The 16191-nt window shown below is 70.3% G+C and carries 15 protein-coding genes and 1 riboswitch; of the genes, 7 read left to right on the top strand and 8 right to left on the bottom strand.

What is annotated here, in order from left to right:
• Nucleotides 1-213: 213 nt before the first annotated feature.
• Entirely contained in the window at nt 214-678 is a 465-nt protein-coding gene (locus ABD817_RS23010; protein WP_344920143.1) for a hypothetical protein, read from the top strand.
• A 56-nt stretch (nt 679-734) separates the two neighbouring features.
• On the opposite strand, the gene ABD817_RS23005 is transcribed toward ABD817_RS23010, so the two are convergent.
• The 3 genes from ABD817_RS23005 to ABD817_RS22995 form a co-directional block, all read right to left on the bottom strand.
• Nucleotides 735-1106, bottom strand: coding sequence for a VOC family protein (locus ABD817_RS23005; RefSeq protein WP_344920142.1), 372 nt, complete (start codon nt 1104-1106; stop codon nt 735-737).
• Between the two features lie 128 nt (nt 1107-1234).
• Nucleotides 1235-1558 (bottom strand): DMT family transporter, encoded by a 324-nt coding sequence (locus ABD817_RS23000; RefSeq protein WP_344920141.1) that lies wholly within the window; start codon nt 1556-1558, stop codon nt 1235-1237.
• A gap of 19 nt (nt 1559-1577) precedes the next feature.
• A riboswitch (guanidine-III (ykkC-III) riboswitch) is annotated at nt 1578-1643 on the bottom strand.
• Nucleotides 1644-1662: 19 nt separating this feature from the next.
• Nucleotides 1663-2448, bottom strand: a complete 786-nt coding sequence (locus ABD817_RS22995) for a class I SAM-dependent methyltransferase (RefSeq protein WP_344920140.1) — start codon at nt 2446-2448, stop codon at nt 1663-1665.
• 180 nt (nt 2449-2628) lie between these two features.
• Between ABD817_RS22995 and ABD817_RS22990 the strand changes: the two genes are divergently transcribed.
• The 6 genes from ABD817_RS22990 to ABD817_RS22965 all read left to right on the top strand — a co-directional run bounded on the left by ABD817_RS22990 (nt 2629) and on the right by ABD817_RS22965 (nt 9307).
• Complete coding sequence (locus ABD817_RS22990) at nt 2629-4458, top strand: acyl-CoA dehydrogenase (protein WP_344920139.1); 1830 nt, start codon at nt 2629-2631, stop codon at nt 4456-4458.
• 295 nt (nt 4459-4753) lie between these two features.
• On the top strand, nt 4754-5488 hold the full coding sequence (locus tag ABD817_RS22985) for an NUDIX hydrolase (protein WP_344920138.1): 735 nt from the start codon (nt 4754-4756) through the stop codon (nt 5486-5488).
• Nucleotides 5485-6480 carry a lipopolysaccharide kinase InaA family protein gene (locus ABD817_RS22980; RefSeq protein ID WP_344920136.1) on the top strand — a complete coding sequence of 332 codons (996 nt, stop codon included), beginning with the start codon at nt 5485-5487 and terminating at the stop codon, nt 6478-6480. Before ABD817_RS22985 ends, ABD817_RS22980 begins: the two co-directional genes overlap by 4 nt.
• Before the next feature lie 54 nt (nt 6481-6534).
• Nucleotides 6535-7491, top strand: coding sequence for a hypothetical protein (locus ABD817_RS22975; protein ID WP_344920135.1), 957 nt, complete (start codon nt 6535-6537; stop codon nt 7489-7491).
• A 323-nt stretch (nt 7492-7814) separates the two neighbouring features.
• Nucleotides 7815-9029 (top strand): adenylosuccinate synthetase, encoded by a 1215-nt coding sequence (locus ABD817_RS22970; RefSeq protein WP_344920134.1) that lies wholly within the window; start codon nt 7815-7817, stop codon nt 9027-9029.
• Between the two features lie 53 nt (nt 9030-9082).
• Nucleotides 9083-9307 (top strand): hypothetical protein, encoded by a 225-nt coding sequence (locus ABD817_RS22965; protein ID WP_344920133.1) that lies wholly within the window; start codon nt 9083-9085, stop codon nt 9305-9307.
• Nucleotides 9308-9340: 33 nt separating this feature from the next.
• On the opposite strand, the gene ABD817_RS22960 is transcribed toward ABD817_RS22965, so the two are convergent.
• The 5 genes from ABD817_RS22960 to pdhA form a co-directional block, all read right to left on the bottom strand.
• Nucleotides 9341-9634 (bottom strand): Dabb family protein, encoded by a 294-nt coding sequence (locus tag ABD817_RS22960; protein ID WP_344920132.1) that lies wholly within the window; start codon nt 9632-9634, stop codon nt 9341-9343.
• 112 nt (nt 9635-9746) lie between these two features.
• On the bottom strand, nt 9747-11546 hold the full coding sequence (locus tag ABD817_RS22955; protein ID WP_344920131.1) for an ABC transporter ATP-binding protein: 1800 nt from the start codon (nt 11544-11546) through the stop codon (nt 9747-9749).
• 948 nt (nt 11547-12494) lie between these two features.
• The gene (locus tag ABD817_RS22950) at nt 12495-14090 is read right to left on the bottom strand and encodes a dihydrolipoamide acetyltransferase family protein (RefSeq protein ID WP_344920130.1); all 1596 of its coding nucleotides are present in this window, start codon (nt 14088-14090) and stop codon (nt 12495-12497) included.
• Between the two features lie 12 nt (nt 14091-14102).
• Nucleotides 14103-15080: an alpha-ketoacid dehydrogenase subunit beta gene (locus ABD817_RS22945; protein WP_344920129.1), complete on the bottom strand. Its 978-nt coding sequence runs from the start codon at nt 15078-15080 to the stop codon at nt 14103-14105.
• Nucleotides 15077-16168: a pyruvate dehydrogenase (acetyl-transferring) E1 component subunit alpha gene (pdhA, locus tag ABD817_RS22940; RefSeq protein ID WP_344920128.1), complete on the bottom strand. Its 1092-nt coding sequence runs from the start codon at nt 16166-16168 to the stop codon at nt 15077-15079. Before pdhA ends, ABD817_RS22945 begins: the two co-directional genes overlap by 4 nt.
• Nucleotides 16169-16191 lie beyond the last annotated feature (23 nt).

The following is a 16191-nucleotide window of genomic DNA, read 5'->3' as shown; positions in this document are numbered from 1 at the left end:
GATGTATGCCTCTCAAAGTTAACCAGATGGGCATAGGTGTGCAAGGGAGTACGACAACCAGCCATCTCTGTGAGGCCCTGCCCATGCCGAACGCAACCGGCCACCCGGCAACGGTCCGCTGGTCCCGGGCTTGGCTCCGGATGCGACGACTCCGGGGACAGTCAGGGTTGCTCCCCGATGTGGGCAAGGGGGTGCGGGGGGCACTCTGGTGGCATGAACGACGAACTGACTCGACGTGACGAGATGTCCCTTGCCGGAGCGGCGCTGCGCGGTGCTCCCTGGAAGGCCGCGGCGGTGACCGGCGGCGCGGTGGCGGCCACCAGCCTGGGGCTGGGCCTGCTCACCGGGAGTGCGGATCTTACCTGGGCGGTAGCGGTCGGTATCGGGCTGTTCTCGCTCATCGCGGCCATCGGCTCGATCAGCAAGCCCGACATCGGCGACCGGGTGACCCGGCAGGCCCGGCTCTGGGCGCTGCGCCACCCCTGGAGGTTCTCCCTCTATCCCGCTCTCGGCTCCGCGATCCTGCTGTACCCGGTGCAGCTCGTCCTCGACCGCGAGGGCGTCTTCGGGGCGGCGCTGGACGCGCTCCAGGGGGGTGTCGTGGTCTACCTGATCACGGCGGTCGTGGCCCTGACCCTCAAGGGACGCGGCCAGACCTCGCTGCCCGGTGGCCGCTGAACCTCACGGCCCGGCCGGGCCTTCCGGCCTGACCGGGCCGGGACCGTCCGGGGACGTCAGACCCGCTCGTACTCGGCGCGGCAGACGCAGAACTCGTTGCCCTCGGGGTCGAGCATCGTGACCCAGCCGCTGCCGTCGGGGTTGCGGTGGTCCTCGAAGATCGTGGCGCCGAGCTCGGCGAGGCGTTCGACCTCCTCCTCGCGGGTGGTGCCCGCCGAACCGGTGAGATCCAGGTGGACGCGGTTCTTGACCGTCTTGCCCTCGGGGACCTTGATGAACAACAGGTCCACTCGGCCACCCTGGAGGAGGACCTCGTCGTCGTTCTTCTCCGTCTCCGGGTGAAGCTCCCCGCCGGTGGCGTCGCGCCAGAAGGTCGCCAGCTCGTACGGCTGGGCGCAGTCGAAGGTCACGCAGTGAACGTCAATCATGCCCCCCACCCAACCCGACACCACCAAAGCCGTCAAGCCGGTTTCGGGCGAGCCGGATCAGGGATCAGGGCACCCGGACGTACCCGTATGACCGCCCTCAGAGGGCGCCGAGACGTCCGGGCGGGGGGTCAGTGGCCGCCGCCGGCGAGGTTGAGGCCGACGACGCCCGCGACGATGAGCAGGATCGAGGCGATCTTGAGGGCCGACGCGTCCTCGCCGAGGGCGACGATGCCCAGCGCGGCGGTGCCGACGGCTCCGATGCCCGTCCAGACGGCGTAGGCCGTACCGACTTCCAGGGTCTTCAGGCCGATGGCGAGCAGGCCGAAACTGAGCACGCTGAAGACCACGAAGCCGACGCTCGGCAGCGGCACGGAGAACCCGTCGCTCAGCTTGAGCGAGTACGCCATCGCGACTTCGAACAGACCGGCGACCACGATGAAGACCCAGGCCATGACGACTCCTTCTTGATCAGGAGCGTCGTCTTTGCCTACCGGGTACGGCGCGTCTCGTCCGGAAACGCCCTTTTGAGCGTTCTACCGTGGAACGTAGCCGGATCTCACTTTGATTCCCACCAGAGTGTGAACCACCGGTCGCGGGGCACCGGCCACATGTCCAGCTCGACCACCGCCGCGATGACCTCGTCGGCCCGCTCCCACCCGAGGCAGAGCCTCCGGCAGGCGCTCTCGGCGAGGTCCTCAAGCCGGGTGAAACGGGGCAGCGGGGCCACGCGCCACTCGTGGTGGACCTCGTGACCGAGTCCCTCCGCGATGTCGATCACGTCGTGGGCCGTGGGCCTCCGCGGGCGGGTGATGCCGTGGAAGTGCTGCCACAGGGGGTTGAGCCAGCTCATCGGGTGTCGCCCGGTGAGTTCCAGGACGACCCGGACGCGGGCGTGACGGGTGAGCTCGGTGAGGAACCCCGCCAGTCCGGGCACGTCGTAGACGACGTGGGCGGATACCGCGACATCCGCGACCGGTGTCCGGTCAGCGACGTCGGGCCAGCGGCCGTCGACGGTCCGGGTGGGGACGCCGAGCGCCGCGGCACGGGAGGCCAACTCGGCGAGCATGGCGCCGGAGGGGTCGACCGCGATCAGCTCCCCCAGGTCCCGGCCCAGTGGCAGGGAGGCCGCTCCAGTCCCGGCGCCGACGTCCAGCACGCTCCCGCCGGGTGGGAGCGCCTCGGCGATCCGCGCCAGGGTCGGCCCCTCGGGAGCCGCGAGGGCGAGGTCGGTGCGCTGGGCGAACCGCGCCGGAGAGTGGCCCCAGGGACTGACCGGCGCCCTGGCCGCGATCTCCTCGGGAATGGCCCACATCCCGAGGTCGGCCCGCCACCGCTCATCCATGCGGAAAGCCTAGGAGAGCTCTCCCCGCCCGTCGATCGGCCCCCCGAGACACCCCCTGGGCGGCGTGACGAACGTCCCAGTCAGGGGTGTTTTTTAGGGGTTACTCGCGGGTAGCATTACAGGTAACGTTACTGGCGAGTATGGACAGCCCCGGACCCCCGGTTTCAAGGAGCAGACCCCATGGGCCACTACAAGAGCAATGTGCGTGACCTGGAGTTCAACCTCTTCGAGGTCTTCGGGCGCCGGGACATCCTGGGCAGCGGTCTTTACGCCGATCTGGACGAGGACGTCGTGCGGAGCATCCTGGAGGAGGTCAACCGGCTCGCCACGGGCGTGCTCGCCGACTCCTTCGAGGAGGGTGACCGCACCCCGCCGGTGTTCGACCCCGCCACCTCGACGGTGACGATGCCGGAGGGCTTCAAGAGGTCCTTCGCCGCCTACCGTGACGCGGGCTGGACCAACCTCGGCCTTCCCGCCGAGATGGGCGGCCCCGGCCTGCCGAGCAGCGTGAACTGGGCCCTGGCCGAGCTGGTGCTCGGTTCCAACCCGGCCGTGTGGATGTACTCCAGCGGCCCGGCCTTCGCCTACATCCTCCACACGATCGGCACCGAGGACCAGCGGCGCTTCGCCGAGCTGGCCATCGAGAACCAGTGGGGCGCCACCATGGTGCTCACCGAGCCGGACGCCGGCTCCGACGTGGGCGCCGGCCGCGCGAAGGCCGTACGGCAGGACGACGGCACCTGGCACATCGAGGGCGTGAAGCGCTTCATCACCAGCGCCGAGCACGACCTGTCCGACAACATCTTCCACCTGGTGCTGGCCCGCCCCGAGGGGCACGGCGTCGGCACCAAGGGCCTGTCGATGTTCCTGGTCCCGAAATACCACGTGGACCTGGAGACCGGCGAGCTCGGCGAGCGCAACGGCGTCCACGTCACCAACGTCGAGAAGAAGATGGGCCTCAAGGTCTCCACGACCTGCGAGGTCACCTTCGGCGGCGAGCGCCCGGCCGTGGGCACGCTGATCGGCGAGGTGCACGAGGGCATCAAGCAGATGTTCATGATCATCGAGCACGCCCGGATGATGGTCGGCTCCAAGGCGATCGCCACGCTCTCCACCGGCTACCTCAACGCCCTCGCCTACGCCAGGCAGCGGGTGCAGGGCGCCGACCTCACCCAGATGGCCGACAAGTCGGCCCCGCGCGTGACGATCACCCACCACCCGGACGTACGCCGGGAGCTGATGCTCCAGAAGTCGTACGCCGAGGGCATGCGGGCCCTGGTCATGCTCACCGCCACCTACCAGGACGACGTGCTGATCGCCGAGCACGAGGGGCGCAGGGACGAGCACGCCGAGGCGATGAACGACCTGCTGCTGCCGCTGGTCAAGGGCGTCGGCTCCGAGCGCTCGTACGAGCTGCTGGCCCGCTCGCTGCAGACCCTGGGCGGGTCCGGCTACCTGCAGGACTACCCGATCGAGCAGTACATCAGGGACGCGAAGATCGACTCCCTCTACGAGGGCACCACCGCGATCCAGGGTCTGGACCTGTTCTTCCGCAAGGTCCTGCGCAACCAGGGGGCCGCCCTCGGCTCGCTGTACGGCGACGTGAGGGCCTTCGCCGCCTCCGAGGCGGGCAACGGGCGGCTGAAGGAGGGGCGCAAGCTCCTCGGTGAGGCCGCGGACGAGGTCAAGGCCATGGCCGACACCATGGCGGGCTGGGCGATCGGCTCGCTGGAGACCCCGCAGGAGGTCTACAAGGTCGGCCTCAACACCACCCGGTTCCTGCTCGCCCTGGGCGACGTGGTGATCGGCTGGCTGCTGCTGCGCCAGGCCGAGGTGGCCCTGGCCGCGCTGGACTCGGCCGCCGAGGGAGGCGACCACGCCTTCTACACCGGCAAGGTCTCCGCGGCCTCGTTCTTCGCCCAGACCGTCCTGCCTCGCATCGCCGCCGAGCGCCGTACGCTCGACGCCACCGACCAGGACCTGATGGAACTGCCCGAAGAGGCGTTCTGACCTGATCCCGACCAGGCCGCTTCAGGCCGGTTCGGGCCCGAGGATCACCTGCTCCCGCGGCAGGCACGATGAGGGACCGGCCCCGTTCTCACGGGGCCGGTCCCTCATCCGTTTCCCGGCCTCTCACGTCGCGACGCGATCTCCCGGACGCCCCCGGCGGGCCAACCACGGAGGACGGCCGGATCACGGGGAGGGGGCCGGGGAGGGCGAAGAAGGATGGATCACCGCAAAGTCATTGACATCAACCCTTTGTTATTCTCATACTGAGATTGTCTCAACGTGAGAAGGACATGTGATGGATGAATCCGAGTTCCTGGCCGGCTACGACCCCCGGGCATATCCGGCGGTCGCGGTGACGGTCGACGTGGTGGCGCTGACCATTCGCGGGGGCGGGTTGCGCGTTCTGCTGATCAGGCGGGCCGAGCAACCCCATGCGGGGCTGTGGGCGCTGCCCGGGGGCTTCATCCGGCCGGGAGAGGATCTGCCGCAGGCCGCGGCGCGGGAGCTGGCCGAGGAGACGGGCCTGTCGGATCGGGTCCACATCGAGCAGCTCGCCAGCTACGGGGCGCCCGAGCGCGATCCGCGGATGAGGATCGTGTCGATCTCCTACCTGGCGTTCGCCCCCGACCTGCCCGATCCCCGGGCGGGCTCGGACGCGGCCGACGCCTCCTGGCACCCGGTCGACAAGCTGCCGGAGCTCGCGTTCGACCACGACCGCATCCTGGCGCACGGGCTGGAGCGGGCGCGCGGCAAGCTGGAGTACACCCCGCTGGCCACCGCGTTCGCCGGTGAGAGGTTCACGATCTCCGAGCTGCGCGGCGTCTACGAGACGGTCTGGGGTGTGTCGCTGCACGCGGGCAACTTCCACCGCAAGATCCTGTCGGTGCCCGGCTTCGTGGAGAGCACCGGCGAGACCACCGAGAGCGGCGGGGCCAGGGGCGGGCCGCGCGCCAAGCTCTACCGGGCCGGCGACGCCCGGCTCCTGCACCCCGCCCTGTTGCGGCCCGCCAGGGAGGAGCAGATCAGATGACCACGGCCGAGGCGATCGCGCTGGTGACCACCGCCCGCACGCCCGACGACCTGTTCGGCGGGGACTTCCCGCACCGGGCGTACCGGAGGCTGGCGAGGCTGCTCCACCCCGACCTCGCGCCGGGGGCGGAGGCCGCCGAGGCGTTCTCCCGGCTGGCGAGGCTGTGGGCGGCCCGCGACGGCGCCTCGGCTTCGAAGGGAGCCCCGAAGGGAGCCTCGGAGCGGGCCAAGGAGACGGTGATCACCACCAGGCGGGGCACCTACCGGATCGGGGGCGTCTTCCGGCGGGGCGCGTCGGCCGTGCTCTACGAGAGCGGTCCCGACACGCTGCTCAAGCTCCCGCGCAGCCACGCGGACAACGACCTCATGCGCCGCGAGGCGGAGTCCCTGGAGACGATCGCCCGCGACGGCGACCCGCTGCTCCTGCCGTACGTGCCCCGCGTGGTGGAGTCGTTCCGGCACCGTTCCGGGGGGATCGAGCGGCAGGCCAATGTGCTCAGCCGGGTGCCGGACGGGTTCCTGAGCCTGGAGGAGGTCCGGCGGCGGCGGCCGGTGCTGGACGTGCGGGACGCGGCGTGGATCTGGCGGCGGCTGCTGGTGGTCGTCGGCGCGGCCCACCGGGCGGGGGTCGCGCACGGCGCGGTGTTCGGGCACCACGTCCTCGTCCACCCGCTCGACCACGGCCTGGTGCTCGTCGACTGGAGCCAGTCGGTCCCGCTCGGCACCCCGATCACCGCTCTCGTGGCCAGGCACCGCGACGACTACCCGGCCGGGGTCCTGGCCAGGAGGCCCGCGACCCCGGCCACCGACATCCACCTCGCCACCCGCTGCGTGGCCGCCCTCATGGGCGACCGCGTCCCCGCCCCGGTCAGGAACTTCGTCCGGGGCAGCCTGCTCAGCCCGCCGAACGACGCCTGGCGGCTGCTGGGAGAGCTCGACGACCTGCTCGACGACCTGTACGGGCCGAGGAAATACCGGCCGCTCCATCTCTGACCTTCACAAACGACCCCATAGAACGTTCCACCCCTGATCCGAGGAGATCCACCCGTGGGAAGCGGAATCTGGTCCACCGACGTCTACTCCGCCGCCGCGAGCTACCGCGCGGCCAAGGGTTCGAGCGCCTTCGCCTACAGCGACAGCGGCGCCCGCTCCGCTCACCCCGACCTCGACCCGCACGGAGTGACGCTCCGCGAGAGCCGCGACTCCGCCGAGCACCCCAACTCCCTCGCCGTGGCCGTCCTGTTCGACGTGACCGGCTCGATGGGCGGGGTGCCCCGCACCCTCCAGACCAAGCTGCCCGACCTGCTCGGGCTGCTGCTCCGCAAGGGGTACGCCACCGACCCGCAGATCCTCTTCGGCGCGATCGGCGACGCCACCTGCGACCGGGCCCCGCTGCAGGTCGGCCAGTTCGAGTCCGACAACCGGATGGACGAGCACCTGGGCAAGATCCTGCTTGAGGGCGGGGGCGGCGGCCAGATGACCGAGTCGTACGAGCTGGCGATGTACTTCATGGCCAGGCACACCTCGATCGACTGTTTCGAGAAGCGGGGGCGCCGGGGCTACCTGTTCATCATCGGCGACGAGCTGCCCTACCCGCGGGTCAAGCGGCGCGAGGTCGAGAAGGTGGTCGGCGAGCGGCTCCAGCGCGACATCCCGACCAAGGACATGGTCGCCGAACTGACCAGGATCTACGACGTCTACTACATCCTCCCCGCCGGGGCGAGCTACGCCGGGGACGGCCGGGTGCTGGCCGCCTGGCGCGAGTTGCTCGGACAGAACGTGCTGGAGCTGGACGACCTGGACGCGGTCTGCGAGACCATCGCGCTCACCGTCGGTCTCGGCGAGGACGCCATCGACCTGCGGGAGGGGCTGGACGACCTCGACGAGCTCGGCTCGAACGCCGGAACCGCCGTGGGCAAGGCCCTCGCCAAGCTCGACCGGGGCACCCTCGTGGTGGCCGACGGGCTCGACCTGGGCGGCGACAGCGGCGTGATGCGGCTCTGAAGACCTCCCCGCCGTGCGGCGGCCACCGCGAGAGCGGCGGGGAGTGCCACCACGAAGGGAGACGGCTCCTCCCCGGCGGGGACGACACCCCGCTGGGGAGGAGCCTCCGGTGGAGGCTTTCAGCCAAAGGACCGGTGAAGACTTCCGGCCGAGGAACCGGTGCGGGCTTCCGGTGGTAAGGACAAACGGGGACTCCGCCCGGAGGCACGGACGAGGACTTCCGGTGGGGATACGGGCGGGGAACGGCCCGCCGGTGAGAAGAACCGGTGAGAGCCGGTGAGAAGAAGAGGAAGCGGAGGAGACGAGGGTGAACGGGTGGCCGTATGCGTGAGCACGTGATCGTGACCGACCTCGGGTACGGCGACGCGGGGAAGGGCACCGTCGTCGACTGGCTCTGCGCCCGTGAGCCCGTCCAGGCGGTCGTCAGGTTCAACGGGGGCGGGCAGGCGGGTCACAACGTCGTCCTGCCCGACGGGAGGCACCACACGTTCGCGCAGTTCGGGGCGGGCACGTTCAGGGGCGTGCCGACCCACCTGTCCAGGTTCATGGTCGTGGATCCGCTGTCGCTGGCCGGGGAGGCGGCCCACCTGGAGAAGCTGGGCGTCCCCGACCCGTTCCGCCTGCTCACCGTGGACCGGGACGCCCTGCTCGCCACGCCGTACCACGTGGCGGCGGGGCGGGCCAGGGAGCTGGCGCGCGGTGCGGACCGGCACGGGTCGTGCGGGATGGGCGTCGGCGAGACCATGGCCTACGCCCTGGAGCACCCCGATCTCGCGCCGGTCGCGGGCGACTGCGAGGAACCGGTCCGGCTCGCCCGCAAGCTGCGCGCGCTCCGCGAGGCCCTGGGGGTGACCGGGCCGCCCGTGGAGGACTGCGTCAACGCCTACCGGGCGTTCGCCGAGCGGGTGATCCTGGTCGGTTCCTCGTTCACGACCGCGCTGCTGCGCAGGCGGCCCGTGGTCTTCGAGGGGGCGCAGGGCGTGCTGCTCGACGAGTGGCACGGCTTCCACCCGTACACCACCTGGAGCACGACGACCTTCGCCAACGCGCTGGAGCTGCTCGACGGGGTGCCCGCCCTGCGGCTGGGCGTACTGCGGACCTACACCCCGCGGCACGGCCCCGGACCGCTGGTCACCGAGGACGCGACGTTCACGCCGCCCGAGGCCCACAACGGGACCGGCCCCTGGCAGGGGCCCTTTCGCACCGGTCACTTCGACGCGGTGGCCCACCGCTACGCGCTGGCGGTCTCCGGCGGGGCCGACGCCCTCGCGCTCACCCACCTGGACGCGCCGGTGTCGCGGATGTGTGTCTCGTACGACATCGGGGAGCTTCCGGTGGGCACGGCGGGCGACCTCGACGGGCAGGCCAGGCTGACGGAACGGCTGCGCGGGGCCGGGCCGCGCTACGCCGACGGGATCGACGACTGGCCCTCGGCGGTGGCGGAGGCCCTCGGGGTGCCGGTGTGGCTGGGCTCGTCGGGGCCCACCGCCGCGGACAAGACCCTCCTCGGAGGTGTGATCACGCCTGAGCGGGTATGACCAACCCCAGACTGTCTCTTTGCCTGGCGTACAGCCTTACCCGGAGGAACTTCATGGGTGTCGGGGTCAGCATCTTCTTTCTCACGCTCGGCGCCATCCTCCGCTTCGCCATCGATCCCGACGTCCTCGGCGAGGCCGTGCGCATCGACGTGATCGGCCTGATCTTCATGATCGTCGGTGCCGTCGGGGTCGTGCTGAGCATCGTGATGGCCCCCAGGCGCGGTCTCACGTCCGAGGAGCGCCTGATGCACCGCGAGAACCACCCGCCGGACGTCTGACCTCCCCGGACCCCGGACTCCGGGCGTGCTGCCCTAGACCTCGAACTGCACCGCCGCCCGTGAGGCCACGATCGGCTTGATGTGCTCGGCGATCACGGCCTGGTGCAGCGGGTGGTCACGGTAGACGAGGAAGTCGTCCGCGCTGTCGAAGTCCGCGACGACGGCGAACTGGTGGTTGCCGGGGCTCACGCCCGCGTCGGGCCCGACGGTGTAGGAACGGATCTCCGTGATGGCCTCGGGCAGCCTGCCGAGCTCCGTGGCGACCCTGGCCCTCTGCTCCTCGGTGGCCTCTTCCGTCCAGGTGAACAGCACGACGTGCCGGAACATGATCTTCCCTTCGTTCGGGTGCCCCAGGTGCCCTGAGTGCCCGGCCAGCGTACGGCCAGGCGCGCCGGGACCCGGCGGCGCCCCGGCGACACGGGAGGCGCCGAACCCGCGTTCACGCCGGACGCGGCGCGGATCCTCGGCGCCCGGCGGACTTGATCCTTATCTGGCTGGAGCGTCTCGGCACGGCTTCGAGCACGATCTTGTGGGCCGCCTCGGGGATGAACCGGAGGTCGTGGGTGATCAGGATGGTCGTGCGCCCGGCCATGAGCCTCTTGAGCGGTTCCATGATCCGCGCCGCGGTGGGCGCGTCGAGGCCCGTCATCGGCTCGTCGAGGACGAGCACGGGCGCGTCGCGCAGGATCGCCCTGGCGATGGCGATCCGCTGGCGCTGCCCGCCCGACATCAACCGGCCGCGCTGCCCGATCGGCGTGTCGTACCCGAGGGGAAGCGTGGTGACGAAGTCGTGGACGTCCGCCATCACGGCGGCCCTGACGACGGCGTCCGGGTCCGCGCCGGGGCTTCCGTAGGCGATGTTCTCGCGGACGGTCCCGGAGAAGAGCAGGTTCTCCTGCTGCAGGATGGTGATGTTGTCACGCAGCGACTCGCGCGACAGGTCCCGGATGTCCATCCCGTCGAGGAGGACGCGTCCGGCGGTGGGGTCGTAGAAGCGCAGCAGGAGTTTCGCGAGCGTGGACTTGCCCACGCCGCTGGGCCCGGTGCACACGACCAGCTCCCCCGGCTCGACGGCGAAGGACAGGTCCTTCAGCGTGGGCCTCCTCCTGTTCGGATAGGTGAAGCCGACCCCCTGGAACTCGACGTGGCCTCGCCCTCGTCCCAGGTGGACGGCGTCGTCGCGATCGGTGACTGTCGGCCGGGTCGTCAGGATCTCGATGATCCGGTCGGAGCCCGCCGCCGCCTCGGAGACGGTCAGCGCGATCTCGCCCAGGCTCTGCACCGCCGGGTAGAGGTAGGCGAGGTAGGCGGCGAACGCGAGGAGGCCGCCGATGGTGAGGCGTCCCGAGGAGATCTCCCACGCGCCGAACCCGAGGATGACGATCAGGCAGACGGTCTCGATGACCTGCACGGCGGGCCCGTACAGGGAGGAGAGCCACGCCTGCGCCACGTTGGCCCGCATCCAGGTGCTTCCCTCGGAGTGCAGCCGCCCGGCCTCGGTGCCCTGGCGGTTGTAGGACTGGACGAGCGCCTGATTGGACAGGCCCTCCTCGATAACGCTGTTCATCAGCCCGTTGCTGAGCCGCTCGCGCGCCGACACGGTCCTGAACCTGCTCGCGAAGACCTTGGAGACCAGCAGGAAGGCCGGGACCAGCACGAACGTCAGCAGCGCCAGGTCCCACCTGATGTAGAAGGCGGCACCGGCGAAGAAGACGACGCTGATGAGCGTGGTGAAGAGTTTGACCAGGCCGGAGCCGATGAGCTCCTCGATGGCCTCGATGTCGTCGGTGAGCCTGGCCATCAGGTCGCCCAGGCGGCGGTTGTCGAAGAAGTCGGGCGTGAGCGTCTGCATGTGCTCGAACACCCTGTCGCGCAACCGCAGCAGGAAACGCTCACCGGCCAGGGCGGTGAGGTAGGAACCCGCGAAGGAGACCAGCCCCGCGAGGGCCGCGAGGCCCAGCCAGACGGCGGCGGGGGACCAGAAGGCCCCCAGGTTCTGCTTGCTGAGAACCTCGTCCGTGATGTACCCGAACAGGCCGATCGCGGCGACCTCGCAGACGGCCGCGACGATGGCGAGCACGCCACCGGCCACGAGCAGATGGCGGACACCTCGGGTGTAGGGCCAGAACTCCCGGAAGGTCCTGCGGATCGAGACCGTCGGCGCCACCGGAGGACGGCGTACGGCGGCCCTCGCGCCGTAGGGCGAGAGCGACTTTGAGAATGAGAGCCGACGGTTCACCCGCCGACTCTCATTTGTCTCCGCTAGCACCGGATCCGGCTCACCACCACCATCCGCCACCACCGCATCCACAACGGCGACGGCGGCGGCAGCATCCCCAGCCGCCCCCCCAGTCCAGGTAGCGGCCAGTCGGGAAGAGCTGCTTGAAGGTCATGGCTTCCCCCTTCGTACTGAGCTTGTCGCGCTTACCAACCACGACACTAGCATCCATACCCGGACAAACCACCAAATTCGACGCGCATTAAAGATGTTTTAACAAGCCATTCGTAAAAGCCATAAAACGTATCGAGGGTAAAGCTTGATCCAACTTCGCAGCGCCGCCCCGCGGCCTGGTCCAGGCCGGGAACGCGCACCCTAAAGCCTGATCGACAGGAGACAAAAAGGGGTTTCCCATTGCCGTCCGCGCGACGTCCCGGCGACCGGACGAGGCACCTCGAAGTATTCGCCTTTTCCCTCGTGCTAATCGACCGGCTAATGCTGCGTTCCTCACTGGAAGTACAGATCCCACCGGCCCAGGAGGTTATAGCCGGGAAGGATCACCCCAGCGACCTTGGGCTCTTGACCGCCCGTTCGTGACCTGCTTTGAGGAACGTCGCACTAAGCGAGGAAATGTCGGGCGCACACTTCGCGGGATATCGGAAAGCCCACCTTCCCGACGGGTACGAGGGGGAAAGCCGCCCACACGGGCACGAGCGCATGGGAAAGGGTCGTCGGGGATCCCTCGGGGATACGGGAAAGGACGTCCACGGGCATTCTTTCCCGGAAAGCCTCTCGACTGCTTCTCCCGTAATCGGCCGCTACTTCCGCAAGGCCGCGTCTCCCGCAAAGCCGCTACTCCCGGAAGACCGTGTCTCCCGGAAGACCGCTACTCCCGGGAAGCCGCGTCTCCCGGAAAACGCGGGGGCCCGCCCCCTCTGCGGAGAGGGCGGGCTCACGGGTGCCGCCGGGTCAGCCCCAGGCGAGCATGCGGAGCGGGTCCTCAAGCATGGCGCCGACGTCGCGGAGGAACAGCGAGCCGAGCTGCCCGTCCACCACCCGATGGTCGAACGAGAGGGCGAGCGTGCAGACCCTGCGCGGCACGACCTGCCCGTCCACCACCCACGGCATCTCCCTGACCTGGCCGAAGGCGAGGATCGCCGACTCTCCCGGATTGAGGATCGGGGTGCCCGCGTCCACCCCGAAGACGCCCACGTTGGTGATCGTGATCGTGCCCCCCGCCATGTCGGCGGGCTGGGTGCGGCCCGCCCTGGCGGTCTCGGCGAGGGTTCCGAGGGCACCGGCCAGATCGGGCAGCGACAGGCGGTGGGCGTCCTTGACGTTGGGAACGAGCAGGCCGCGCGGGGTGGCCGCGGCGATGCCCAGGTTGACGCGGTGCTTGACCACGATCTCCTGGCGGGCCTCGTCCCAGACAGAGTTGATCATCGGGTGGCGGCGGGCGGCGACGAGCACCGCCTTGGCGACCATGAGCAGCGGGGAGACCTTGACCTCGGCGAAGTCGGGCAGCCCGCGAAGGCGCTGGACCGCGTCCATGGTGGCCGTCACGTCCACCTGGAGGAACTCCGTCACGTGCGGCGCGGTGAACGCGGAGGCCACCATCGCCTGCGCGGTCGCCTTCCGCACCCCCTTGACCGGGATCCGCTCCTCGTCCTCGCCCTCCCACGTCGCGGCCGGCACCCACGGCCGGGCGGGCGCGGCCTGGACGTCGCCACCCGTCGCGGGGGTGGCGACGAGCGCGGCCTGGACGTCGTCCCTGGTGATCGAGCCGTGCGGGCCGGTCCCCACGAGGGAGGCCAGGTCGACCCCCAGATCCCTGGCGAGCTTCCGCACCGGGGGCTTCGCCAAGACCGCGCTCCCCACCGGCGACGGGGCCGAGCCCGCACCGGGCCCGTTCGCTCCCGGCTCGTGCGCACCCGGCCCGGCCACACCGGGTCCAGTCACTCCCGGCCCGGTCACACCCGGCCCGGCCACACCGGGTCCGCTCACACCCGGCCCGGTCACGCCGGACGGCACCGCCTGGGGAGCCCGCGTCGCGGACTCCGTCCCGGCGGGCGCACCCGGCGCCTCCTCACCAAGCCGCGTCGCCCCGGAAGGCGTACCGGATGTGCTGGATGTGCCGGATGTACCGCCCGGGGAGACCGGTTTGCGGGGGCGACGCTTGGCGGCGCCCGGCTTGACGCCGTAGCCCACCAGCACCGGCTGACGGACCTCGGCCGGCGGGGTCGGCACCATGTCGTCGGCGAGCGCCTCCGTCCGATCCGCCGCCGGAACAGCCGGATCCGCGGCGGGGGCGGGGGCCGCGGGGGGACCCGTGCCGTCGTCCACCGAGATGATCGGCCTGCCGACGTCCACGACCTCGCCCTCGTCCGCCATCAGGGCGGCCACCACACCCTCGAACGGGCAGGGAAGCTCGACGACGGCCTTGGCGGTCTCGATCTCCACGATGATCTGGTTGACCTTGACCGGGTCTCCGGCCTTCACGTGCCAGCGGACGATCTCCGCCTCGGTCAGGCCCTCCCCCACGTCGGGGAGCTTGAACTCCTTCATCTCCGCCCCTCCTCAGAACGCGAACGCGCGGTCGACGGCGTGCAGGACCCGGTCCAGGTCGGGCAGGTAGTGGTCCTCAAGCCGCGAGGGCGGGTAGGGGGTGGAGGGTCCTCCGACCCTCAGGACCGGGGCCTCCAGCCGGTAGAAGCACTCCTCGGTGACACGGGCGGCGATCTCGGCGCCGAAGCCGTTGAAGACGGGCGCCTCGTGCACCACGACGCAGCGCCCGGTCCGGCGCACCGACTCCGCGACCCTCGCCATGTCGAGCGGGTTGAGCGAGCGCAGGTCCACGACCTCCAGGGAACGGCCGTCCTCCTCGGCCGCCTTCGCGGCCTCCAGGCAGGTCTTCACCATCGGCCCGTACGCGAGCAGGGTGACGTCCGTCCCCGGCCGCACCACCTTGGCCTCGTCGAAGGGGGTCCAGCCGGAGGGATCGTCGTCCACCTCGGCCTTCTCCCAGTAGCGCCGCTTGGGCTCGAAGAAGACCACGGGGTCGTCGCAGCGGATCGCCTGCTGGATCATGGTGTAGGCGTCGGCCGGGTTGGAGCAGGCCACGACGCGCAGGCCCGCGGTGTGGGTGAAGTAGGCCTCGGGCGACTCGCTGTGGTGCTCCACCGCGCCGATGCCCCCGCCGCACGGGATCCGTACGACGACCGGCAGTCTCAGCTTGCCCAGCGAGCGCAGTGGCATCTTGGCGAGCTGCGTGATGATCTGGTCGGCCGCGGGGAAGACGAACCCGTCGAACTGGATCTCGCAGACCGGGCGGTAGCCGCGCAGCGCGAGGCCGATGGCCGTCCCGACGATGCCCGACTCGGCCAGGGGGGTGTCGATCACCCGTTGCTCGCCGAAGTCCTTCTGCAGGCCGTCCGTCACCCGGAACACCCCGCCGAGCTTGCCCACGTCCTCCCCCATGACGAGGACCTTGGGGTCGTCCTCCATGGCCTTGCGCATCCCCTCGTTGAGCGCCTTGGCCATCGTGAGAATGCTCATGCCTCGAACCCCTCCAGGTAGGTGGCGAACTCGGCACGCTCGGCGTCCATCAGGGAGTGCCGCTCGGCGTAGACGTGGTCGAAGATGGCCAGCGGCTCGGGGTCGGGCAGTTCGAGGCAGCGCTTGCGGACGTCCCGTCCCAGCTCGTCGGCCTCGGCCTCGACCGCGTCGAAGAAGTCCTGGTCGGCGATCTGGTTCTTGAACATGTAGGCCCGGACCCGCTCGATCGGGTCCTTGAGCTTCCACGCCTCCAGCTCGGCGGCCACCCGGTAGCGGGTCGGGTCGTCGGAGGTGGTGTGGGCGCCCATCCGGTAGGTGAACGCCTCGATCATCATGGGCCCCTGCCCGGATCTGGCGTCGGCCAGCGCCTTGCGGGTGACGGCGAGGCAGGCGAAGACGTCGTTGCCGTCGACCCGGACACCGGGGAAGCCGAACCCGCTGGCCCTGCGGTACAGGGGGATGCGCGACTGCTTCTCCAGCGGCTCGGAGATCGCCCACTGGTTGTTCTGGCAGAAGAACACCACCGGCGCGTTGAACACCGACGCCCAGATGAACGACTCGTTCACGTCGCCCTGGGAGGTGGCGCCGTCGCCGAAGTAGACGATGGTGGCGGCCTCGGCGCCGTCGCGCTGGACGCCCATGGCGTAGCCGACCGCGTGCAGGGTCTGGCTGCCGATCACGATCGTGTAGAGGTGGAAGTTGTGCTCGGCGGGGTCCCAGCCCCCGTGGTTGACGCCGCGGAACAGGCCGAGCAGGTTGACCGGGTCGACTCCCCGGCACCAGGCCACCCCGTGCTCGCGGTAGGTCGGGAACGCCATGTCGGCCTCGGTCAGCGCCCGGCCGGAGCCGATCTGCGCGGCCTCCTGGCCGAGCAGCGAGGCCCAGAGACCCAGCTCGCCCTGGCGTTGCAGGGCCACGGCCTCCAGGTCGACGCGACGGACCATGATCAGGTCCCGGTAGAGCCCGCGGATCTCCTCGGGGGTCAGGTCTATGTCGTAGTCGGGGTGCTCGACCCTTTCTCCCTCGGGGGTCAGCAGTTGGATGAGCTCCGGAGGTGCTTCCGCACCACGAGAGGCGTCGGCTGTCACGTGCCACTCCTGTGTGCTCGGGG

Source organism: Streptosporangium oxazolinicum (genome assembly GCF_039537505.1).
GTDB lineage: Bacteria > Actinomycetota > Actinomycetes > Streptosporangiales > Streptosporangiaceae > Streptosporangium > Streptosporangium oxazolinicum.
Note: the sequence above shows the minus strand (reverse complement) of the source record. Positions and strands in the feature narration are given on the sequence as shown.

What these genes read in the sequence shown, in the direction of transcription:
- ABD817_RS23010 (WP_344920143.1), top strand. Translation starts at nt 214, where the DNA reads ATGAACGACGAACTGACTCGACGTGACGAGATGTCCCTTGCCGGAGCG.
- ABD817_RS23005 (WP_344920142.1), bottom strand. Translation starts at nt 1,106, where the DNA reads ATGATTGACGTTCACTGCGTGACCTTCGACTGCGCCCAGCCGTACGAG.
- ABD817_RS23000 (WP_344920141.1), bottom strand. Translation starts at nt 1,558, where the DNA reads ATGGCCTGGGTCTTCATCGTGGTCGCCGGTCTGTTCGAAGTCGCGATG.
- ABD817_RS22995 (WP_344920140.1), bottom strand. Translation starts at nt 2,448, where the DNA reads ATGGATGAGCGGTGGCGGGCCGACCTCGGGATGTGGGCCATTCCCGAG.
- ABD817_RS22990 (WP_344920139.1), top strand. Translation starts at nt 2,629, where the DNA reads ATGGGCCACTACAAGAGCAATGTGCGTGACCTGGAGTTCAACCTCTTC.
- ABD817_RS22985 (WP_344920138.1), top strand. Translation starts at nt 4,754, where the DNA reads ATGGATGAATCCGAGTTCCTGGCCGGCTACGACCCCCGGGCATATCCG.
- ABD817_RS22980 (WP_344920136.1), top strand. Translation starts at nt 5,485, where the DNA reads ATGACCACGGCCGAGGCGATCGCGCTGGTGACCACCGCCCGCACGCCC.
- ABD817_RS22970 (WP_344920134.1), top strand. Translation starts at nt 7,815, where the DNA reads ATGCGTGAGCACGTGATCGTGACCGACCTCGGGTACGGCGACGCGGGG.
- ABD817_RS22965 (WP_344920133.1), top strand. Translation starts at nt 9,083, where the DNA reads ATGGGTGTCGGGGTCAGCATCTTCTTTCTCACGCTCGGCGCCATCCTC.
- ABD817_RS22960 (WP_344920132.1), bottom strand. Translation starts at nt 9,634, where the DNA reads ATGTTCCGGCACGTCGTGCTGTTCACCTGGACGGAAGAGGCCACCGAG.
- ABD817_RS22950 (WP_344920130.1), bottom strand. Translation starts at nt 14,090, where the DNA reads ATGAAGGAGTTCAAGCTCCCCGACGTGGGGGAGGGCCTGACCGAGGCG.
- ABD817_RS22945 (WP_344920129.1), bottom strand. Translation starts at nt 15,080, where the DNA reads ATGAGCATTCTCACGATGGCCAAGGCGCTCAACGAGGGGATGCGCAAG.